Raw genomic sequence first — 23,674 nt, 5'->3', positions numbered from 1 at the left:
GGGGTTATTGCGTGAAAATGTCTTTCTCAAGAGTGGATCGCATAAAATCCGTTTGTTTGAGGGAAAATGAGAATTCCCGTGCCCGGTTGTTTTGTGAAACAACAATCAAATTGATCGAACTCGAATACAGTTTGATCACTTTCTGGGGGATTTTAATACTGAATCCGCTGTATAATAAAGTTTCCTCCTGGTGCGCCTCAACGACATCCTGCCTCGATATTCCAAGTGCCACTCTAGCCACTAATTGGCCGCCCGCAAAAATACATACCTCTTCAGCCGGTTGATTCTTTTCAAGATCAGCAGCCCATCCTTCTATAATAAATGCCCCCCCTGAAAGAGTGACACGATCCAGATTGCCAGTCAGGTGTGTTTTACCCACATCGACCAGGATCTCTCGCTCATCGGGGAAAACAAGTTTCATTTGTCCAGACGTTTCTTGGCGCAAACTGATCATTGACGGCTCATCACTCCCAGCACCTGGATGTAACAAAGATATGTGAGCTAATTCCCCACGATTTTCCTGGATCAAAAAAACACTGATTTCATTTTCCCCTGCCTGGAAGGCTGAAGGAGGGAATAAAACTGAGAAATAATTCAGTTTTCCATCCCATTGGGACGTTTCCGTGGTGGCCCAAATTCGACCATTAAGCGAAACAGCAATGGGCAAGTCCCGACGGCTCGTTCCGACAATTTGTCCGCTAAAAAGAGCAGGCAGGTATGCGCCATCAGGATCCACCTGATCTAATTGATTAAGATTTTCATTTATATAATGCAGCGAAGCCGAATGCCCAATGACCAAATCGGAAGGGTCTCGTCCAATCAGGCTTGAAGCCGGCCCCTTTGGCACAAGCCGATCAAGTGAAGTGTGCTCTCCAAAATATTCTACCTGCCAATTGAGACGAGGAAATCCCTTCAGGTCCTGGGCTTTGATATTTCCAACTCCGAGAAAATCTATCTCATCCCTTGGCGGGGTTACATTATCCAACATAGAAAGCCCATCTATATCCCGGGGGATCTTGAAGTCAAGGACATCAGCAATAGTTGGTAACACATCAATCCCGCTGACAAGTCGCTCATTGATGCTCCCTTGATGTTGCCCAGGCAATTTGACGAACATGGGAACTTTTAGAATATCGCTTTCATTTCCTTTTTGCACTTCTCGCATGGATAGCCCACGCTGAAAGGAGACACCATGATCGGCTGTGACAATTATAAGAGCCTTATCATAAAGATGTGCATTTTCAAGTGAACTGCGCAATTTCCCTAAAAACTGGTCAACATATCCAATTTGCTGGAGATATTGGTGGTACGCGGTGAGAATCATCGGCTCTTTTCCAATCCATCTCCCCCCCCAACCAGGTCCATCAATCCAACCGTCAGGAATGTGTCCTCCTTTGGAGGAATATTGATGCCCCGACACCAGATACTCATATTTCGTATGAGGAAGAACCACATGAAGAAAATGGAGAACAGGACTGGAGCTTTCTTTTATCTGGGAAAGGAAAGAGGTAAGGCGCGTCTCTCTGGAGTTATTTCCGCCAGGAGAAGGATCGAAATGGCTACCAACCTTAGCCTGAGAGAAAATCCCTTTTTTCAACAATTTCTCTCCGAAACCCGTCCATTGAGCATGAAGCGGTGGTAAGTGTCGTGCTAATTTTTTGGGAGAAATGATATGTAAAAATATCACCACCAGATCTGCAAAAAACGACTTATCACGAAAGGATTCATCCGCACCCTCTTCTTCCTTGCAACGTTCATGAGGACATAATCTTGTCAGCGACTCAATAACATTAAGACGATAATGGTCCCCCAATAGTGTGAACAGATTTTGAGGATGATCTGTTGCCGTCGGGTTGAGTCGAACATCGGCTCTGGGTTTCCGCCCGGTCAAAATTGCAGACACCGCAACTGCGGTTTCTACATACGTTGCAGCGGCGTTGGTAAACCACTGGCTTTCCGAAGCCAAGGCCGCAAAGTTAGGAAATCGCACAGGATCAATCAGACCTTTGGCATCTAATAATGCTGTAATGTTGAATTCATCCAGCACCACCAGGACAACCGGGACCGGGTTAGTAATCACAATATCGTTCTGTGCTTCAGTGACATCAGGCATAACAAGACGACCGGCGGGAGTAAACATTAAAAACCAAAGCGGAAATGCTACCACCACGGGTGAGAGCACCGTAAGGAATAGACGGGTCGCTTGCCAGCGAACATAAAGGACCGAAAAGAATAATCCGGTTAACAATGCAAACCCGACAACCAAGAAATCGGTCCCATCGACCAATCGCTGCGCCGGAGGCAGGACAATGAGAAACGCCAGGGCAAAGACAAATATGAGATGCAGGCTATTTCGAACACGTTCACCAACCACCCAAGCGGCGAGCTCAAGCAGCACCAGACCTAAAGGCATACACATTGATAGGACAAAGATCATACCCATGATAAGCCCAGAACTGGCTTTATGAGAGACAAAAAACTCGGGGTTTTGTCCAAGAAGATCATAAAGGGGCTGGGCAATGGCAAAGCCAACGAGAGCAAACAAATGCAAAAAATCATTCAAGACAATACGCTTACCAGTCATTTTTTGGCTCACCTGACGAAGTGGTCATTTAGGTCCCTAGAGAAAAAGGTAAAGCTCAAATACAGATTTTATGGGGAGGATGAAAAGTGTCTTTGAGGAAAACGTGCAGAAAAGTTCAAGGCGTTTTTCAGCGACACCTCGGAATTTTCATGATGGTTCAAATTTTCACGTACATTTGACCAGGTATTAGATTTCTGAATTACATTCGTTTAAACCACACCAACAGCCGTCCGCTTTTTGAGACGGTTTCGCTCTTAATGATCACTGCCTTTTTTGTAAGAAGCGCCATAAAATGTTCAGCGGTGTAATCAGGGAAAATATCCTGACGCAGGCTTAATAACTCTTGCACCATAGGATCATTTTTCGGAACAAATTCAATGACTCCCTGTGGCGCAAGCGTGATCAGCCATTTAATGACCTGGACCAAAGGGATATTCCTGGCAATAGCCAGATGGTGAACAAGAGCCAGTGCTAATACGGCATCCGCTGAGGCCCTGGACTGCAGACCTTCTCGCTCGCGACCATTCCACCCTTGGCTTGGACTCGGATTCGCCGCATCCATAAAGAGAGCCTGAAAGGAGAGACGCCTCTCGACGGCTCGATAATAACTACCCTCCAAGGCTCCCTGATCAAAGTCAAACCCTATTACGTTCCTGGCCCCGCCATTCAATGCCGTTTCCGAATATTCCCCGGTATTGCATCCAAAATCCCATAACAGTGAGGGCTGGACCTTTTGGGCAAATTCAAGAATGAATTGTTTTTTAGATTTGGTTTCCATTGAAGAATAACTACAGGTCTTATCGTAGTCTCCCCAGGTACTTCCTCCCTTATTCAGAGGTTTCAATTGGCTAATCCAATGAGACATTTTTCCCAGCATCGCCTTGAAAGAAGAAAGAGGGAGCGAGGCCTTGGCTAACGAATGATCCTGCAAGCTTTTAGTACGTTTGGTGGAGGTTTTTTGGAAAAGATCTTGCAAGACGACGTGGGTCAATACATTCCACTTCCAGTAGTGTCGCCCCTTCAGTAGTCTTCGGATTTCTCCAGTTCCAATTCCTTCCTGCGTCCCTCGAAACCAGGCGTTGTGGGATATTCCGAACAATGCACGAAGTAACAGAGGATTCAGGAATTGTTCGCAAAATTGACGATGACCAACCCACATTTCACCGGATTGGTAGCGCCTAAAAGAGAGGTGATCAATAAAAACAGGGTGATTTCCCTGAAATTGAATATTGTAAGCCGAGGCATCGGAGAGCGTGGCACCCACTTCCAATGCCTGCAAATGGATGCGTAAATGAAGGAGGGCAGCGGCTTTCAAAGCCGGAAATGACCATTCATACGGATAGGAGATAAATGGGAGCCTGGGAGCTTTCAACACATACCGAGGCTTAGGATCTGAGAGATTCAGAACTTCTGAAGATACGACCTCAAAAGGAAGGAGCAAGTCTTCGGCTGCAAGTTTCTTGAATAGCCCTGTTGAAGTGACAAAATCAAAATCCTGAGAAAAGCATTCATTGACCGTCCTAAAGATACCCCCCTCAACCTGATACACGTTCCCACTGGGATCCCGGAAAGATCCTGGAAGGGGTTGAACGCCACCCATTACTTTTGATCTTCGGAAGAGGGATGTTCAGATTCTTCTTGAGCATTTCCACGAAATAGTCCGACAAATCGCCTCCAATACAATTTGAGAATCACCACGGCACCGGCGATACCACCCAACAAGAGCTGTAACACCATGCTTCCGGTACCAGGATCAAGATAAGCTGATGCCAAACCTTCGAATCCGAACACAATGACAATAATACTGACTACAAGGAAACTCCCTAAATATCTCATTTGCTTTTACCTCCCTGGACTATTAACTCCCTGTTCATTTCAGATTCGATCCTTATTTGTACATCAATTATCGTCAATCGGTAACGGGTCAGTCATCCTTCGGTACCAACTCTGAAGTAAAATCAGGAAAATTGCAAATCAAAATCAGGAAGGCTTCTTGAATCTTGTTCGGTAATTTTCTCCAATACTCGTTCTTGGGGATGATAAAAGGGATGGCCCCCCGCCGACTTATACGGATTATTTGCTTTGGTGTTATAACAACCGATTAAGGCGATTCGGGAATGGGCCGAATGGTTATCATTAGAACCATGCAGGGTATTACAATGAAACATGACCACATCTCCCCGTTTCAATTCAACAAACACTTCTGGCAAACGTGTTTCAATCACGGCGAGTCGGTCCTGACACACACCGCTGTCGGACACTCCATCATGAAACACATGGTCAATCCTACCCATCTTGTGGGACCCCTCGAGAATCTTCAAACACCCATTTTCCCTGGTCATCGGATCAACGGCAATGAGTACCGTAGCCATATCCGGATATAAATTCCCCATTCCATACCAATACGCATAATCCTGATGATAGCGAAATCCAACCATACCAGGATATTTTAAGGCAATTTTATTATGATACACATAGATAGAATCGTTGAAGAAAAATCCCAATCGATCGAAAATCGACGCACGACGAGTGGCTTTGGCAAAGACGTCATTTCCGGCTGTATCATTCCACACAAAAATTGTTTCAAATGAAGGACGCTTTCCTTGAGACATTTTTTGCACAAGACCTTCGGTCCGCTGCTTCATACCATCATGATTCACGATGATATTTTTCAGAATATGCATTTCTTCCTGATCGAACAGGTTTGGAACAATGAGGTAACCCTTTTCCCAAAACTGTTCGAACTCTTTCTCGTATCCCATCTCACTCTCCATTGTTGCGGAACCGATGCCGCTCAGTTAAACCGACTGAAGACCGCTTCTTTCTGAGCGCGTTCATAATCGCCTGGCGTGCCGATATCAATAAAGTATCCTTTGGTGAGGAATGCGCGAGGTTGCAGCTCTCGGCAATATGCTTGAAGGATATCTGTCTCAAAGGAAAAGTGCTCTCCACTTCCAAATTCATATTGGGAAAATATTTCCGGTCGAACAACATACACACCTGCGTTCACCAGCCCTGGACCCTGTTGACCTTTTTCTTGAAATTCAACGACTCGTTCTCCCAAAAGTATGACGGAACCAAACCGGCTCACATCAGGAACTTGCCGAAGGACTATTGCAACCTGAGCTATGGTCTGTTCATACCAGACCATCAGTGCGGAATAATCAATGTCAACAAGCGTATCCCCATTGAAGACCAATGCCGGAGAAGAATCTTCCCCTTTTAGAGCTAAGGCCATCGCTCCTCCGGTTCCTAAAGGATAGCTTTCCCTTGAATATCTGATTTGAAGTGAGCGGTAAGCGCGACCAAAATGCTCTTGAATGACCTCGGCCTTGTATCCAACCGATATAATGACATCGGTCACACCAGCATCGACAATTTTATCGAGAATATATTCCAAAAATGGCCGACCTCCAACAGGTGCCATGGGTTTAGGCAGATCCGGAACGACAGACTGAAGTCTTTCACCACGTCCCCCAGCCAGAACAATGGCTTTTCTGATTCCTATTTGAACCAAATGAAACGCTCCTGTCTACACACGTGAAACCAAACACCAGCCAATGACGACACAAGGGGATTTTTTACGAACAATTCAGCTGATGACGCATAAGGCAACAACACCCAAAAATTAACATCTCTGCCTGTAGAAAATTGACCTAATATGATCAACCATTTACCCCCAATAGCAGATGAAGGGACACCTATCCACTTCAGCAATTGGCACCCAACCTCAGCGCACAAAGCTGAATAGTACTATTGCCTAGTCCGTGCTGTCCGTAGCCAGTACTCGTTGGGGCTTGCAGAACAGCAGAAGGGCAAGTTTGTCGGCACGGAATGCCCCATGGCGATCGACGATGTCCGACTGCTCAAAGCCGACCCGGCCAAGCAACCACCCCGGCCGCGACTCCAGTAAATTGAGTGTCGGGTCGCTGGTGAAGACCAGCTCATACCCGGCCTCGCATGCACACTGCACAATGGCCGGATCGTAGCTTCCATGCGGAAATGACATCGTCACGGGTGGCTTGGTTGACTCAAGATATTCAGCAACAATCCCACGGGCCCCGCCAAGCTCCGCGTCGAGATCACTGGCGCGGGTCATTGGCGTATGGGTCTTGCCGTGCAGACCAATTGCTATTCCACCCAACTCGAGTGTCCTGAGGTCTTCGCTAGCCACCATGTGGCTCAGGCCGTCATCAGTTTCATCTGCAAATGCTGAGAGGACCCGTTCGCGTGCGTTATCATCCAGTTTTTCGAGGACCGCAATGGCAAGGCGTAAGTCCACGAGGGTATTCCCACGCAACAGTTGTGCGCTGCCTGTCGCAGCCAGCAATTTTCCCGCAATGATTCTGCCAAGGCGCCAGCCACCCACAAGGCGTTCCTGGTAAAAGGGCAGCCGACGACCTATCACATCGGCAACCACGAACAGCAGGCCAGGCATAGATGCAGCACGTAAGCGGGGCAAGGCGAAATCGACGTTATCCGACCAGCCATCGTCAAAGGTAATTAGCAAGGCGCGTGGCGGCAATGCTCTAGCACCCCTGCGAGCCGCGATGACGTCATCGACCGATACAATGTTATAATGCCGCCTGAAGAAAGCAAGACAACATTCGAATAAACCCACTTCAAGCGTATATTCCGGATCGCAGGAATGCCATCGCGGATCGGAAATCTCTAGCACACGATGGAACATAACCACGGTCAGCGTGCGTTGATTTCGAAGGCGATGATAGAGGCCGAGCAGGCCGGAGCCATAAGCCAGTTTCCGCATACGATCAGAGAACATGCAAGGGACCTCTTTCAAGACAACGGTTCAGAAGAGATCAAACACGGTCTGACTTCTTCTACACGATTCGATTTAATCTATCTTCCAACCTTGCATCCCGTATTTGGTAAAATGACAGTTACTGACCTGGCCCGAGAATTTTTTCAACGCAAAAATTACATCCATTCGTTTTTCCGGCGCGACAAAAAACATCATAAACCCTCCCCCGCCAGCCCCGGACACCTTGCCGGCCAAGGCTCCTGCTTTGATAGCCGCTTCATAGATTTCATCGAGATGTGCGTTGGACACACTCTTGGCTGATCGCTTCTTGCTGTCCCATCCCTCACGCATGGACTCAACCAATCCAGTGAAATCGCCTTTCAACAGACATTCCTTCATCGCACAGGCTTCACGCTTCATAGCATGCATGGCAGAAAGTGCCAAGACCGTGCCAGCCTCGACATTTGTACGTTGATCGGCAATGATCTTTTCGGAAGATCGTGACACACCAGTAAAAAAAAGCACTAATGAGGCCTCCAACTCACAGATGATCCAGTTTTTGATGCGCAACGGATTGACGATTACCCGATCGTCCGCATAAAACTCAATAAAGTTAACCCCCCCAAATGTCGCGGCGTATTGATCCTGCCTCCCACCTTGCAACCCACAATCTACTCGCTCAACTTTAAATGCCAGATGAGCCAATGCGTAGTCGTCAATCGGTACATTCAGCAATTCCACAAAGGCCTTGAGCATCGCCACGACCAGCGTCGAAGAGGATCCAAGCCCAGACCCCACAGGGGCATCACAGTACGTGGTAACTTTCACAGGCAACGGGCGTCCTTCATTAAACTGCTCAACCATGCACAGATAGACGGCTCGATGTAAATCGACGCATCCATTGTATGGAATGGTTTCTCCCAACTGATATTCACTAAAATGCTGGCGATCAGCAGAACAAAACTGCACCTTATTGCCCGTCAACACCTCCAAGACAGCATAGGCATATCGATCAATCGTGGCATTGAGCACACATCCGCCATACAAATCACAATAGGGCGATACATCTGTCCCTCCCCCTGCCAGACCTAGCCGAAGAGGCGCACGCGCGCGAATGATCATCGATCCCTCCAGATATCAGAGCGGCTGGTCATTGTGAAACGGTGGTTTTTCCCGATTGACATGTTTAAGCGTTTGAAGATCGTCACGGTACTGATTCCAATGAATCCGGACTTCTTCTCGAGGTTGGTCTGTGGGCCGCCCCCAACGCCCACCGGCATTCACTTCCGCAACGGGACGCTTACGAATGACAATTTCGATCCCGCATTCCCCGACCGAGCTCAACGTCTGATCGTATCTGGGAAGATTAAACCGATAGGTCGACACAAGCTGTTCAATTTTGACCGGCTCGGCAGCAGAACCAAGACCACGCACCAAATCCAGGACATTCAGAGACTGTTCACTCCATGACCGCATCTTGAAAATGGTAAATGTCCATTTATGATCCGCATTAAATGTGCTCGGAAACTGACCCTGTTCATATAAATCTTCATCCGGGACGGTAATCACGAGATGGCCACCTGGTCGCAACACCCTAAACCAATTTCTAAGTCCTACTATCGGATCCTGCAGATGTTCCAGGCAATGACTGCTATGGACAAAGTCGAATGTCTCATCCGACACCCCCTCCAGAAACTGCGCGTTTCCATCAACCAGGTCCCACGTCTTCACATTTTCCATCCGACAAAACAATTCCTGATATAACCCCAACGGATCAGGGTGCCCACCAATATCCAGGCCCTTACCAACGAAAAATCGGTTTATGAAGTTTGGCTCGGATAAGCGCCGGGCAATCGACTTACTACATTCCTTCATAATCTGGGTGACTCATAATGTGAAAAATGGTTATCAAACTCCAGGGAACCGAAAGACAAACTGCGGGAAAATTTGCTCACTATGCAGACCGTCGCGACGAATCACCAATTCTTCCACTACTTCGGTTGCACCTAAACAACTGGAGGTGGTCGCATCATCAAACACCACATATCCACCTTGAACCATGTAGCTCTTTACAAGATCATACGAAAAGGCCACCGCCGAATAAATATCGCAATCGATATGCGCCAAGACAATGCTTCCAACCCTATCAACAACAGAGGGACCGGTTTCCTGAAATAACCCTTTGATAAACTCCACATTTCTCACACCCTCTCGCTCGGCAAATTCTCGCAACTCATCCAAATCGACGTCTTGAAAATCTCCCGCTCCATGGGCATCGATAGCCGGTTCGGTGGCCGGCATCCCTGCAAAGGTATCCAAAGCGTAAACTTTTCTGCCAGGATACAGTTGATCGACGACATAAGCCATAAACAGCGCGTTCCCCCCCTTATACGATCCGAATTCGACAATGTGCCCAAAAGGGATATAGGGAAGGAAATACTTCAGAATCAAAAAAAGATTCATCCGGTTATCTTCAGAGACCACCGTGCGACCAGCAGCCAGCCTGCAGGCTTCTTGATATAACGCATCCTTCCGCACTAACTCGCGCAACTGGCCGCATTGCAATCCCCATCCTCTGGCATAGCCATCGCGAACATTCCGGGACTTCCGGATGGGGTAGTCTCCTCCGAAAGGGGGAACTAATAAACTAAAGACCATTTCCACTTCACTCAGGTCAGGCTTCATTTCACTGGCATCCCTGTGTTACACACAATCAAAGTCCTTATACAGCACCGCTTGAGAACCGGGCCTATCAAGATCCATTTATCCAAAAAGGGGATCGTATTTCACTTCACAACTCTTAAATTAAGTTTAAAGCCGCAAGCCTTGCTCGATACTTTGCACCCACCGCCCGTAAGCTATGGTTGGTTTTAATGAAATCTGCCGCATGCATGCCAATTGTATTGGCATAATGCGTATCCTTGACGATTCGCTTCATAAACCACACAGCATGCTCAATGTCAGGATCAGCCCATTTCTGACCCTCTGCAAAAGGATATTCATGTTCCCTGACCGGAATAAGCCGATAATCGACGAGACACGAATTGGACGCGTTCGTAAAATCAAGATTCCCCGAATATCCGGTCGCAATTACCGGTTTTCCCAGATACATGGCTTCCGCCAACCCCCGCCCAAAACCTTCTGACCGATGCAGTGACAAAAAACAATCGCACAGGTTTACCAGAGACTTCGTTTCCCGGTCAGTCAACACCCTATCCATCAAAATAATTCGAGGATCCTCACAATCAATTGATTGAATAAATGCCTGGTATTCCTGAGGACGTAAGTCCATGCCATTCATTTTTATCACAATACCCACCCGTTCATCATCCACATCCGGAAATGCCTGCAAAAATGCCCGAATGGCTCCCTCTGGATTTTTACGTTGGACATACGAGGTAAAATCGAAAAAGAATAAAAACAAAAACCGATCATCGGGCAATCCGAAAGATTCCCTGGTCATCCCGTTTGGCGCCGGAAACTCAACGGCCAGTGGCATTCTGATGACGGGTGAAGAGGTCGCATCGGCAATCGCCTGTTCAATGAACCGTGACGGAGCCCACACCTCATCGACAAGCTGAAGAGCCGAACACCACGCATGAGGGAACCGGCTCAACTCCCATGCCCAATATCCAATATTGTATCGATCCGCAAAAATATCCTTGCCTAGGTGTATTTTCGCATTCACCATTTCGTCTGCATTTATGTGAAAGACATTGGCTCTGTAGGAACCATTTTGGGCAATTTTGTCTCGAAACGGGAAATCCTGATGGATCTCGGCAAGATGCAATCCATATTCTCCATAAATATTACGAATACTGAATGGGACCTCTGCAGCCGAAAACGCTGAAGCCGACAATCGAACATGCTCACCCATCCCAAGCACCCCAAAAGGATGTCCAAGTAATAGGGCTCCAGAAGTAAGGACAGCCCTCCTGGAGCTAAAGATTTCTTCAGAATTGATGGCTGCGTCTATTCGCACCGTTCCATCTGATTCGTGACTGGACGAGAACGCTTTTCGATTAGCCAGCAACTGCCTAATTTTTTTTGGGAGCCCAGAGAAACCCTCAAAGGCGATGACCTGCCACAGACGCCGAAACACCATGGAAACCCCTCCATGATGACGGATAGCTTGTTTTGCCACATCCACTAAATCAATAAAAGTTCCCATTGATTATGCTAGCCCAATTTCAATTGATAATAACTCTTTGTTGTTTGTCCAAAACAGAATATGAAGAGGGGCTCCCCCAATATCCATAGGCCACTTTCTTTTAGACAGCAAAGGGGTCCAACTTTGAAAAAGCAGGAATCCTCCGGCCAGACCTTACCAAAATATCGCCCTAGTTGTGCTAGTTTTGGCTGTCTTGATCCACAGTTATTTGAGTCCAATAATAAATAATATATGACTGGCAGAGGGAGTCATGATGAATGAGCGAGTTTTACCTAGTGACGTAGAGACTTTTTCACTTGCTTGGGAGAACCATCGTGAAACCACTATTTACCTTCTTTTCAGAACAGGACTGTTGTGTGAGAATACCTTTGAATTGAGGCAAATGACGTTTTACCGAATTCCCAAAGTTCTTGATAGAATGTTGGGAGGGGGGTGTCCACAAAGAGTCAGCGGTGGTTCATTCGAGAATGCTTCAACTCGGATTTATCTAATGCCTTGTTGGATCAATAAGGGGCATTATAGGCAATTCTAAGCGCAACCTCTCCCGGATGATGGACAAATGATTCTGAGAGTGTGGCAGCAAAAATGACATTGGGTGACACCTTACCTCCCCGTTGTAAAATACCAAAAGCGGGCACCCTGCCTGCGGTTCCCTTCGCGTCTACCACCAATAGGATTCATCCAGCTCAATGGCTCCTACAACCGTCCAAACCCTTTCGATCTGCCAAGCCATGATTATTCGTCAACGATGGTAACAGTAAATACCTATTTAACGATGAATGCCCACCAAATCTTCGGCCGTCCGGGAAGTCACTCCCCCTAAACAAGGGTTTCAGCAGCCGATTCGACTGCTAATGGCCGAGTTGAGAACTGAAATCGCACAAACCCAGCATAGAAAATTCAAATTTCCTACGCCAGCCCAAAAATTATTTCCTGCAAGCATTTGAGACAAGGATTTACATTTAACCAAGTGGTCCACATCAGTTTTATTATATGCCTTGACCAACGTGCCCCCTTCCAACGCCCTGAAAATTTAAAAAAATCATATCTTAAACTGATTCACCCATGCTAACCTCTCAGTTGCATCGCCTTCCACAAATCCAAATATGAGGTGCACCATGTTGCTTTATGTTGACACTATAGATGCATGTAATTTGAAGTGTCCCACATGCGTTAGAGGTTCAAGAGCACTCCCAAACACAGGCGAGAAAATGTCCTTAGCAATGTTCCGACAAATCGTTGAAAAGGCCAAGGATGATGGGGACGTTCATCAGGTGGATTTATTCAATTGGATAGAGCCATTTCTCAACAAAAATCTACATGAATACACCAATGTCGTCAAGGACGCTGGACTGCCTTGTGGGATCTCTAGCGCACTGTCCCTCCCAAGGATTCATAATTTAGAAGAAACCCTCGTCAACACCAATAGCCTAACCGTCTCAGTCTCAGGCATTGATCAGGAGGTTTACGAGGTTAATCACGTCGGGGGGAACATCGACTATGTCAAACACCATCTTGAAACTATCTCCCGTTTGCTCAGGACTGGAGCAATCAGGACTTTGGTAAGCCTAAGGTTTCTTAAATTCGATTACAACGCTGACCAGGAAACGAAACTTTCAGATTACGCATCCAATCTCGGCCTAAACTTCGAAGTACTTCCCGCATCAGGCCATCCAATCAAGTGGGCATTAGATGATCAAGCGGGTGAGGCAGTCCGTGACCGCCTGGCACATTTCTCAGCTGAACGTCCCCATGAAAGCCATGGACACGTCTGCCCCCTGATTTTCGAGCATATCGCGATTAATCACGCCGGTGACGTCTATCTGTGTTGTGCCTATGGAAATTTCGATTTTCTCAGGATCGGCCCTTACCTAGAATTGTCGAAGGAGGAGATCCTTCTGAGGCGTTATACCCATCCAATGTGCAATTCATGCGCCTGGGAACGAAGACCAGCAACTTTCAAAGAACAGGAGACATTGAAAAGGTCTTTTGCGAATAGATTTAAGGAAACTCCAGATCTGGCAAGGAAATCCGTTCTAGATAAATTAATACAAATCATTCCTGCCCCAACCAAGGGAATTCTTCAAGAACGAATAAAGCAATCATAAGCTCCTTTGTTCGCATATCCGAGGGAAAGAACAAGGCCTATAACGCCTTGTTCATGACGATAAGGTCTTAAAAAAAATACTCACAAACAAAGCCTTCCTAAAAACAAAGATGGTCAGTCAAACATTCTGCATAACTTTCTTCGAAGGCTTTTAGCCATAAAGCTTCCACGCATCTCAGATTGAGAAAGCAACCCACTCAACCTCGAGTTGATATGGCTATATCTGTTCCATGTAATGGGGATTTTGCGTTTTCCATGAAACCAATTAAACATGTACAGTTTTTCGGATAAAAAATGTGAATAGTAGTTTATCCGAGAGCATTTTTGGTGGCCACCAGATATTGATGACCAAATTCCCGATCAGGCTCTAAGTGATTACCTTCGGCCCATTCGTTCCACGCATTAATAAAGACTATCCGTTCATCTCCAAAGTGAAGCCGACGTGTTTGTTCAACGACCCGTCGCAACCAGTATTCATATCGTTCAGGAGTTGCACCCACAAAGACATGAGAGACATCCTGCCGACGCGCGGTATTGTCCCACGAAGGCATCACGCCCTTAAAGAGTTTGTAGGATGGCCAAGTTCTTCGTATAAAGTTTTCGGATGTCTGACCATAGTCAAACAATACACCCTGATAATCTTGATTAATTAGGGGTTGTGGAAACTCAGCTTGCACCGGATACCGATGAGGGGGAAATTCAATAGCCGCATCAAACCCATAGAGACTTGGATCGTCTCCCATCGTCATACGTTCAAAGCTCTGTACATAGGCTAAGTAAATTTCCCCAATCCCCGCATTCACACAGAATTCCCGCCACAGATCTGCCGTACGTCTGGGATCTGGGAGCTGGCCGAGCCGATACACGATCAAGAGGGGTTTTCCATGAATCCTGACATATCGTGGATCCAGCAATGCAGGGGCAATCTCTGCAATAAAGCCCGCATGATCCGCCTCGGTATGACTCTGTGCGATGAGAATATCCTCTTCACACCCATCCCATCGCCTCGTCCAGTTCTCATTGGCCCAACAGAGGCAGAACGGAAAGTCCGGAGCACCGGATTGCAACACTTCGTCGAGGGGGCGATTCAGGAGCTTCTTTCCGGCAAACCAATAGTAGTAATAGCAGAAGGCTGAAATGCCATACTGACGAGCCAAACGCGCCTGCTCTTCGCGTACCTCAGGCATACGTAAATCATAAAATCCCAAGTCCGCTGGCAGATGGGGTTGATAATGACCTTTGAAATTCGGTCGCGCTTTCGTCACATTCGTCCATTCCGTAAAACCTTTTCCCCACCACAGATCATTTTCAGGAATGGGATGATATTGTGGGAGAAAAAAAGCGATCGCACGAACCTCATTTAACTTCTTCAGCTCATCGCTCCACCGTTGAACAAAGGTATTGACATTGCGAGCCACCAGAGGCGTTTTTTCGTGTCTGGAATCATTGGTACTGACACTGAGATGGTGAATGACTACGGAACGCGGTTGATAGAAGACCCGCTTCCCCTCCTTTCTAACCCTAAAGGCTAAATCGGAATCTTCACAATAACAGGGCGCATAAATATCATCGAATCCACCCAAGGCCTTAAACACCTCGGCCTCTATGAGCACACTAGCCCCGGAGCAATAATCGACCTCCCGCACCACATTATATTCAGGCCTGTCCGGGTCACCATTCAACCCCACAAGTTCTGCTGAACCATCTGGCTTAATAATGGCCCCGGCCTCCTGAAGCACACCATTTGGATACAGCAATTTTGAACCCACAAGGCCAACATCCGATTGTTCTTGAAACGTGTTTACTAATTCATCCAACCATCCCTCAAGCACCTGTGTATCATTATTCAGAAACAGCAGATATTGGCCTCTGGCCAATGACGCGCCTGTATTGCACGAACGCAGAAACCCAACGTTGTCCTCATTCCGACAATAACGGATATTATCTATGGTTGAGAGAATATTTGAAGTCTCATCCTGAGATCCATCGTCAACGACGATCACCTCAAAACTACACTGAGGCACATGTTTCAAAATAGAAGCCAAACAACAGACGGTGTATTCCAAGTGGTTATAGACAGGGATCACAATGGACACCAAAGGCTGATTCACATCAGTGAAATTGAATGACTGGACGAGCGCTGTCACCCCACCCGGCCCAAGCTGAATGAGAAAAGGCATCTTGCGAGGAGGGCCCTGAGTAAGGCAATCCAGATTTCCAGACTCCTTAAGCGCAGGCAATTGCATGTCCTTCCACCGCCGATAACTCGCCGTCTGTTGGAAAAAGGAGCCAAACCGTGAAAAGACAAACGCCACCAATTGGTGTTTTCGGTGAGAAGAAACGGGCACCATCGATTTTGCAACCACGAGTATTCGATCAAGTGACCCACCGTTTGATTTCACATTAGAATTGCCAGAACCACCTGACCCCTTTAACCAATGCACAAAACTGGCACAGGCCCGGCCACGGCGTGAGCCCTCAGGACAAAGCCGTTCTCTCAAAATCCTTACTTTGCTGATGTTTCGCCATAGCAAGGAGGAATGTATGCAACGTAATTCTTCCTCTTTCGTCAGCAGTCGGGCATACAGGTTGTTAAGGCGCTGATCCCGTTCCTCAAGGACACGTGCATGTTCAGCCGTGGCACTCAACAACTGACTTTGAAGATGGCTAAGCTGTTGATCGCGTTCTTCAATGCCAGCCTGCAACGCCAGGTGTTGATGCCAATACTCTGGAACTTCCGGAACAAATATCCCAGAAGGAAGGACGGGTAACTCTCCGTTCCCGACGATGGCCACGAAATAGACAGGCTCAGGAATACTCAAAAACTTATGGGCTCGCCCTTGGGATAATCGAAAGTTTGCCGGCGGCGTTGAAGCGTTATGAAGCGGACCAATACATGACCCATATCGCACTCGCTGGCCATAAAACTGCGCATGCCCGAAATAATTCAACAACAGTTCTTGGAACTCTTCGAAATAGAGTTCCTTCACATGAAAGGAATTGACGAACTGTGGCTTATCGGAATATTCAGCCTTATCCGGGCTGGAGATGAGAACCAGCCCGTCCGGGCGTAGAACTCGAACAAACTCTCGCATCATTTCATGATGCACATCATGATGTTCAAGCGTTTCAAAACTCACAATAAGGTCCATGCTGGCATCAGGGAGGGGAATGTGATCACATGCACCATGTTTAAACTGGACATTCGAACGCTGATAGCGTTCAGCTGCATACCGTATGACCTCCTCCGAAACATCAACGCCCACGACATTCCGGGCAACCTCAGCCAATACGGCTGAACCATACCCCTCCCCACATGCGATATCGAGCACATCCTTCCCTACCGCCAGTTCACGGGCAAGGTAATAGCGATGCAAATGCTCTAGCTCAATATCTCCAATGACTCCCGGAACATAGCGTTCGCCTGTCCACGGAAGATCTGGCGGTTCTGTCACATCGGCAATAATGCCCTGTTTTGTTTCAGTGGAGGACAGAAAGATTGAATTTGATTCAATGGCATCCCCTTCCTGATCTGCATCGGGTAACGATGGCATCCTCCCGGAGGAGACCTGTTCGTCAATCTTTTTCATGATTTGGCTCTATACATCATTAATCACCACCAAGCCAGGGCTAAATTAGCACCTTCACCCCCATCCCACCAAATCCTCATTCCGGCCGGACAGGAACAACATAGAACACTTTGAACCGGACCGTGTATCCCGGAGTTCTCATGACGGGGCCAAAGGCATCACCGAAGATTCAAATTCAATCGCCAACATCGGAATGCCAATTAGCCCTCGTAGGACGTGACTTGAGTGAACTCGAAAAAACAGGGCATCATCGATCCAATGATGAAGAGCGTGATTCTCTGGAGTCCCCTCGGCTATCGCCGCGATCACCGAATAATCACCGGTTGGGAGATATGGAAGCTGGAAACGAAACATCGCGTGAAATCGTTGCCCCTTCTCAATGGAGCGGTCAACTTCACGATACATCAGAAACGTATTGTCGCCAAACAAATACTGGCCTAGTCGATCTTTCACGTAAAATCCAAGGATGGGTCGCGCTAAAGGTCGTTCCGACACACACCGGATGGTCAACGTGACTTCCTCTCCGCCATCTAGCGTTGTCAGGAGAGAGCCATGTTGATCGGAAAGCGCCACTTCGCAAATACTGGCTCCGCGTTCACCAAACCATGGAGCATTTGGATCGAAATCGAAAATCTCCAACTCATTTCGATGTGAAGAGTTCTTTAACATTTCACTCCGTGGATCTTTTACCGGCATGGCTAAATCCGTTGGAGCTTTGCGGCTTCCACCAATACGAAAGGTATTGGCATTTTCCTGCTCGTGATACAGCGCAGCAAGGAAATTATGACAGACCTCTTTTGCGGGACCAATTTCCCTGACGGCCCCATTATCAAGCCAAACAACCCGGTTGCAAAGATTAGTCACCGAAGCCGTATCATGGGAGACAAACAGGAGCGTGCCTTTTTCCCGAAATTGATGAAGGAAACGCATACATTTTTGAGTAAAGGCGGCATCACCCACGGCAAGGATTTCATCGATAATCAGAATATCGGCATCCACATGAGCGACAAGGGAAAAGGCCAACCGCGCATACATTCCACTCGAAAAAATTTTAACCGGATGATTAATGAAATCTCCAATGGCGGCAAATTCCGTTATGGATTCATACCGGGAATCGATCTGCTCACTGGTTAGGCCAAGAATGGAGGCAGCCAAATACACATTTTCTTTCCCGGTAAATTCAGGATTAAAACTCGATCCCAATTCCAGCAGCGCCGCGACTCGGCCCTTGACAGTCAAATCGCCACAGGTCGGCGAGAGTGTGCCGCACACCATTTGTAAAAACGTCGACTTCCCGGATCCATTTCGACCAATAATCCCGACCGTTTCTCCTCGATACACGCTCAGATCCACACCCTGAAGGCCCCAAAACTCTTCATAGAACTGTCGGTGCCCTCTCCATAACATCTGCTTCAACCGATCTTCAGGCTTTCGAAAGATCTGATAGGCCTTTCCAAGTCCTTGAACGCGTATAGCCAGTTCAGACGACATCAGCAAATCCTTTTCGCGTTTTTTGGAACCATGCATAACCCAACCAACCCACCATCCAAAACACAACCATATACAGGAACCAGTCTAACCATTCCGGCATTTGTCCCCAAAATATGACTGATTTCGACGCATTCAGAACAGGTGTCAATGGATTGAGCTGAATCAACCCTCGATAGGCTTCAGGAATAGCAGACAGCGGATAAAAAATAGGACTGAGAAACATCATCATCGTCACCATCACCCCGACCAAAGGTTGGACATCACGAAGAAAAACCCCCACTGAGGCCAGAAACCAGCCCAACCCTACAATCAACAACACAAACGGAAAGAGTACGACCGGCAACAGCAATACCGTTACTGGTGGAAGGCCATGGACTACGAGGTAAAAAACCAACAAAATCAAAAGACTCACGGCGGCGTTAAACAGTGCCACCTGCATTGACACCCAAGGCATTATTTCCAGAGGAAACACTACCTTTTTAATATATGATACATTTTCGAGCATAAGACCCGGAGCACGGGTGACGCATTCGGAAAATAAATTAAAAATAATCAACCCAGAAAATAATAACAGAGCAAAGGCGCCATTTTCCTCCATGGGCACCTCCCATCGAATTCGAAACACCACAGAAAAAACAAACGTATACACCCCCAGCATCAATATCGGGACAACAAAGGCCCAGATGACCCCAAGCATCGACCCTCGATAACGCGCATCGATCTCTCGCTTGGCAAGACGAGCAATCAAAGTTCTGTGCTCCCAGGCACAGATCAATGGCGCAAAGGGATTATACGCATTATTCATTGGTTAATTATCAATCTCATCCAAAATTATCGTTGCCCTAATTTCAGTAGATGGACCGAGTGGGAAGTTAAAAAATCATTCCTCCCTCATGCAACACCCTTTATCTGCAAGGCTAAGTTAGCAAATCTCTCAGCATGAAATCCTCACACTGACAGGCCCTTGACTCGAACCTTCAACCTACATTCTCAAAACCAGCAAATAAACCGATGGAATTAAAGGGGTGGGTGACCAGGAAGTGGAAAAATCCTAAATATCCATTTGGGGTATGCGGCAGAAAGGATCTACCCACTCAAGTTTCGGGAAGATTTCATTTTCATTACTGAAGGGGGGAAAAGGCCAAATAGAACAATTTTAACGTATATCAAATCAACACCATATCATCAAGTATACGGCCAACATGGACTGGGCCATTTACTCTGCCAAGGCTTTCTCAAGATTCCATTGCCGTATTTTTGGGAAAAATAGGAGAAATATTGAAAACCTAGTGAGGATAAACCCATCCTCATGGGTGCTCAGTCCGACACCCTATCAGCCATGGTAAAAAAAAACAAATGAGTACCATGCCAACAAATATTAGCCCATTCTCCATTGCCCGGTAAACCAGCAAAGCATTTGGATGCAGGGAAAACGTTTCCTCCTGTACCCGATACAACCTGCGCAGGTCACCAAAATAGCCACGAACCACCGAGCCAACACAGGCCAGCAGTTAGCCCTCTCCCGGCCAGTAGCTGAAAGCCTTAGATTAGGCCGCTCCTCACCCAGAGTCCAAAGCATTAATCACAAAAGATTCTCAAAACACAGGGGATCGGCTAGATGGCATTTCAGTGTACTGGGGAGGGAAACCCGTAAGACCTTTGCGCACTTCCGCGATCAACACTTCGGTAGGAACCTCAAGGTATCTGATAGGACAGCATCTCAATCCCCCAGACAAACCCCATATACTGGATATGGACAAGTGAGGCCAATTCAAGTCATTGATCGCATTTTATTTGTTTCTAGCTGACAAAAGGTCGTTACTGGACAAAAGCACATGCCAAAACATGCTACTGTGCGGCAAAAAACGATTGTTGTCCCCAGCATTCTCGGCCACAAGAGGATTGGCGTCTGCATGTTGCGCTACTAAGATTCAGAGTTCATACCCTTTATTTAAAATTTCGAAAACAATACTTTATCAGATCCTGAACGGGCTCTCCTTCTGGCAATCACGGGACACACAAGCATTTCGCATGAATGCCGGCTTTTGGGGAATCTAGGGTTCCATCTGTGCGTCATCACGGATTCGAGAACCTAGTTGACTATACTGGAGATTTTGCAGGCTCAGCGACAACCGTATCTTCCACAGCAGACTTGGGAAGCAACTGAAGTTAATCGCCACGCTCAATTACAACCTCCCCTCTAATCACTTCCAATAAACTTTCGTCACAAACCCTTAAATATGTATCCCTTTGCATCCTACACTAAATCCGACAAAATCAGGGACACCAAAAACGGTGCCCATTTCTTCCCCTAACCAGTTGCAGAAAAATCCTAGCAAACATTTTAAGCGCTGTTGAGGGCATTGACGGCATTCATGTCAATTGGAGAAAATTTTTTGAGAGAGTAAAAAGATAGGGACTCACAACTGAAGACAGCTCTCCCATAAACCAACAAGCCCTCAGGGATGGTGGGGGCAGAGATCTTCACAATAAACCCCGCGTGGCAAGACTCAACCCCTCGACTCGCGTTTCGGGGGTTTTCTCGTCTATTCTCATGAGACTTTCAAGGCTTAAGACTCATAGACTAAGATATCTTTTCTCACTCGACTCTCCGATTACGGTTGCATATTCCGAAGCATCTCATCTTGCAGGTAGCTTGGCACCGGCTCAATCTCCATCGGTGGGTAGGCTGTGGCCGGAATGATTGGCATGTCCGGCGAATTGGCCGAAGGCGTCACTTGCATCCCACTACCACTACTTGCCGGAATCATGGGCATGGTGGTTCCAGCCGGTACCGGCTGAATATCCATGGGGACACCCACCACAGGAGCTCTTAAGTCAGAGCTCCCTTCCGGAGAAGATGAAAAGGATGAGGCCGATGATGAAAAGTTTTCATCAGGCTCCCCATCCTGAGACAGAAATGGAGGGGCATCCAATTCTTCTTGCCATGGCTCCCCCTGTCGGTCCGAACGGAAATCCGTTTCGCCCAATGCATTTGGAGAATCAACCTCTGATGGGTTCCTCGCCTCAGACACCGTTTCTGCTGGTAAGGCTTTTGGTGTCACATAGAGAAATTGTAAGCGTCCCGCCGCATTGACCGTGAATGCGTAATCCCACTGCGCCAAAATTTTTGCCAATGCAGGAAGTATCTTGTCCTGCTGCAAATCGACGGAAATGACTTTATTCATTTCCTCAACGGGGGCCTCATATTTTATACCCAACTGTTTCTGTAATTGCTCCAATACCGTTCGTAAGGTCACCTGTGACAGATGACCTGTTATCCGATCCCCCTCAACCTGTAGAGGGACCTCCGGTGTCAAAGCGAGTACCCCTCCCCTGAGGCATACCAAAAGGAGTAAGGCGGCCAGAATCAGCCCATTTATCCATCTAGACAGTATTTTTTGACCGGATCTCATGGCACATCTCCTTTCCCAATCAAACAGTTGAACTAGCTCAATTTCAATCTGAAGTAGACGAAAACCCTCAAACCTCTATCTATTTTTCATATTTTCGCATCACTCTCAATTAATCTCAATCTCCTGAGCAAGAGTTAAGAGTGCGAAAATTTTGAAACTCATATTGGAGAGATCCATGAGGATTTCTCCGCATGCTGATCAAACGAGATAGGGGGATTACCGCCACAGGGTGATCTCAAGAGAACAGGAAAATACTTGTCACACAACTGTCAAAGGGCAAGGAACAGTTTGGAAAGAATTGGGGCGGATCAACGGTGGATTCTGTTTTACTAGATAATCCCTTGGATTGAAAGCATGATCGTATTACTATTGAAATCAAAATTGTCGATGTTTGAGGTTCTCTTCTCGAAAATATAATCCAAACGAAATCCCAACCATTTAACCGTACGATATTCCGGTCCTATCCGCAAACGAAATCGATCATCCGTTCTATTGGTATCAAAATTATCGTTGGCGTAGTAGAAATTTCCACGCAGGGCAAACCGGTCCGTAAATGACTGTTTCCCATAAAGGTCAACGCCTATTCGCTTATACGTGGAAGTATTCTGAACCGCTGACTGATTAATTGTTGAAAAGGGACGGAGACGAAAACTTAACCGAGACGTAGGGTTCCAATCCAAATTTCCTCGCATGTAAAAGAAGGTCCGCTGTGCCGATCCTAAGCTTAAGCCCTTTGAAAGAAGGTCTTGGCCACGGGCGGAGTTTTCATCGATAGCCGCATGGTCAAAATTTAAAACCTGGTACCCTACATTAAGTTCTCCCGATAACTGGCGGGTAGGAGCTATACTGAAGCCCGTATACGCCCCGTAACCGAAACTATTCTGCTGCGTATTCGTATTATAATCATTGTTGACCATTCGAACGCCAAGAAGGGCTCGAGTTGAGTGGGTTACACTTACAGATACACTGAGGTTGGCCCCAGCACGGGTCCGGTCCCGCGGGGCATCCTGACCATTGTTTGTGTAATTTATATCATCAAAATACGTGCGAAGACGGATACCTGCCTTTTGCCCCGTGAATTCAATTTGACCTAAAAACTGATTCACATTCCACTTGGTAATATCCTTTTGTTGAGTATCCACCTCCGACCCTCTCGGGTCAAACCCTTCTAAATGGCCTCCTTGCAAGTCTATTGCTAACCCACCAGGATAATTCAAGCTTACATGGCCAAGAGCATCTTGAGCCAAAGCATTATTGTCGGTAAATTTTTTGTAGAGAAATTGGGCAGCGCGGTAGTCAAGAAGAACGGAATGCTTACCTCCACCAAACGGCATGAACGCCTGAATCCCTGGTGCGATGGTCGTAAGAAAGTCACTTTTCGTGTTTGTGTCTCTCTTAAACACATTGTCTGTAAACACTTCCGATACACCTAAAAACGGATGGAGCTGAACCGGACCGGCTTTGAGACCATCCCCCATACCATTTCCCGCCAGATATTCACGAAAAAGCCCGCTCCGATTTTGGATAGGTCGGTGAGACCCAGTGAAATAAAA

16 protein-coding genes are annotated in these 23,674 nt (G+C 47.0%); 1 reads left to right on the top strand and 15 read right to left on the bottom strand.

What is annotated here, in order from left to right; genetic code table 11:
* Positions 1–4: 4 nt before the first annotated feature.
* From PJI16_15120 to PJI16_15075, 10 genes are all read right to left on the bottom strand, one after another.
* Positions 5–2,584 (bottom strand): sulfatase-like hydrolase/transferase, encoded by a 2,580-nt coding sequence (locus tag PJI16_15120; GenBank protein ID MDT3778896.1) that lies wholly within the window; start codon positions 2,582–2,584, stop codon positions 5–7.
* A gap of 199 nt (positions 2,585–2,783) precedes the next feature.
* The gene (locus PJI16_15115; protein MDT3778895.1) at positions 2,784–4,184 is read right to left on the bottom strand and encodes a class I SAM-dependent methyltransferase; all 1,401 of its coding nucleotides are present in this window, start codon (positions 4,182–4,184) and stop codon (positions 2,784–2,786) included.
* Entirely contained in the window at positions 4,184–4,420 is a 237-nt protein-coding gene (locus tag PJI16_15110; GenBank protein MDT3778894.1) for a hypothetical protein, read from the bottom strand. Before PJI16_15110 ends, PJI16_15115 begins: the two co-directional genes overlap by 1 nt.
* Positions 4,421–4,542: 122 nt before the next feature.
* Positions 4,543–5,346 carry a phytanoyl-CoA dioxygenase family protein gene (locus PJI16_15105; GenBank protein MDT3778893.1) on the bottom strand — a complete coding sequence of 268 codons (804 nt, stop codon included), beginning with the start codon at positions 5,344–5,346 and terminating at the stop codon, positions 4,543–4,545.
* Positions 5,347–5,378: 32 nt separating this feature from the next.
* Positions 5,379–6,101 (bottom strand): nucleotidyltransferase family protein, encoded by a 723-nt coding sequence (locus PJI16_15100; protein MDT3778892.1) that lies wholly within the window; start codon positions 6,099–6,101, stop codon positions 5,379–5,381.
* A 243-nt stretch (positions 6,102–6,344) separates the two neighbouring features.
* Entirely contained in the window at positions 6,345–7,367 is a 1,023-nt protein-coding gene (locus tag PJI16_15095) for a polysaccharide deacetylase family protein (protein MDT3778891.1), read from the bottom strand.
* Between the two features lie 72 nt (positions 7,368–7,439).
* Positions 7,440–8,468: a dehydrogenase gene (locus PJI16_15090; GenBank protein MDT3778890.1), complete on the bottom strand. Its 1,029-nt coding sequence runs from the start codon at positions 8,466–8,468 to the stop codon at positions 7,440–7,442.
* 15 nt (positions 8,469–8,483) lie between these two features.
* Positions 8,484–9,221 (bottom strand): class I SAM-dependent methyltransferase, encoded by a 738-nt coding sequence (locus PJI16_15085; GenBank protein MDT3778889.1) that lies wholly within the window; start codon positions 9,219–9,221, stop codon positions 8,484–8,486.
* A 33-nt stretch (positions 9,222–9,254) separates the two neighbouring features.
* Positions 9,255–10,031 (bottom strand): macrocin O-methyltransferase, encoded by a 777-nt coding sequence (locus tag PJI16_15080; protein MDT3778888.1) that lies wholly within the window; start codon positions 10,029–10,031, stop codon positions 9,255–9,257.
* A gap of 115 nt (positions 10,032–10,146) precedes the next feature.
* Complete coding sequence (locus PJI16_15075; GenBank protein ID MDT3778887.1) at positions 10,147–11,517, bottom strand: glycosyltransferase; 1,371 nt, start codon at positions 11,515–11,517, stop codon at positions 10,147–10,149.
* Between the two features lie 1,118 nt (positions 11,518–12,635).
* Between PJI16_15075 and PJI16_15070 the strand changes: the two genes are divergently transcribed.
* The gene (locus tag PJI16_15070) at positions 12,636–13,625 is read left to right on the top strand and encodes a radical SAM protein (protein ID MDT3778886.1); all 990 of its coding nucleotides are present in this window, start codon (positions 12,636–12,638) and stop codon (positions 13,623–13,625) included.
* A gap of 307 nt (positions 13,626–13,932) precedes the next feature.
* Here the strand turns inward: PJI16_15070 and PJI16_15065 are convergent, their stop codons facing one another.
* The 5 genes from PJI16_15065 to PJI16_15045 form a co-directional block, all read right to left on the bottom strand.
* The gene (locus tag PJI16_15065) at positions 13,933–17,214 is read right to left on the bottom strand and encodes a glycoside hydrolase family 99-like domain-containing protein (GenBank protein ID MDT3778885.1); all 3,282 of its coding nucleotides are present in this window, start codon (positions 17,212–17,214) and stop codon (positions 13,933–13,935) included.
* Between the two features lie 138 nt (positions 17,215–17,352).
* On the bottom strand, positions 17,353–18,705 hold the full coding sequence (locus PJI16_15060; protein ID MDT3778884.1) for an ABC transporter ATP-binding protein: 1,353 nt from the start codon (positions 18,703–18,705) through the stop codon (positions 17,353–17,355).
* Complete coding sequence (locus PJI16_15055; protein ID MDT3778883.1) at positions 18,695–19,510, bottom strand: ABC transporter permease; 816 nt, start codon at positions 19,508–19,510, stop codon at positions 18,695–18,697. Before PJI16_15055 ends, PJI16_15060 begins: the two co-directional genes overlap by 11 nt.
* 1,810 nt (positions 19,511–21,320) lie before the next feature.
* Entirely contained in the window at positions 21,321–22,121 is an 801-nt protein-coding gene (locus tag PJI16_15050) for a hypothetical protein (protein MDT3778882.1), read from the bottom strand.
* 329 nt (positions 22,122–22,450) lie between these two features.
* On the bottom strand, positions 22,451–23,599 hold the full coding sequence (locus PJI16_15045) for an outer membrane beta-barrel protein (GenBank protein MDT3778881.1): 1,149 nt from the start codon (positions 23,597–23,599) through the stop codon (positions 22,451–22,453).
* Between the last annotated feature and the right edge of the window lie 75 nt (positions 23,600–23,674).

The organism is Nitrospira sp. MA-1 (assembly GCA_032139905.1).
GTDB lineage: Bacteria > Nitrospirota > Nitrospiria > Nitrospirales > UBA8639 > Nitrospira_E.
This window is presented reverse-complemented; position numbering and strand designations above follow the sequence as displayed.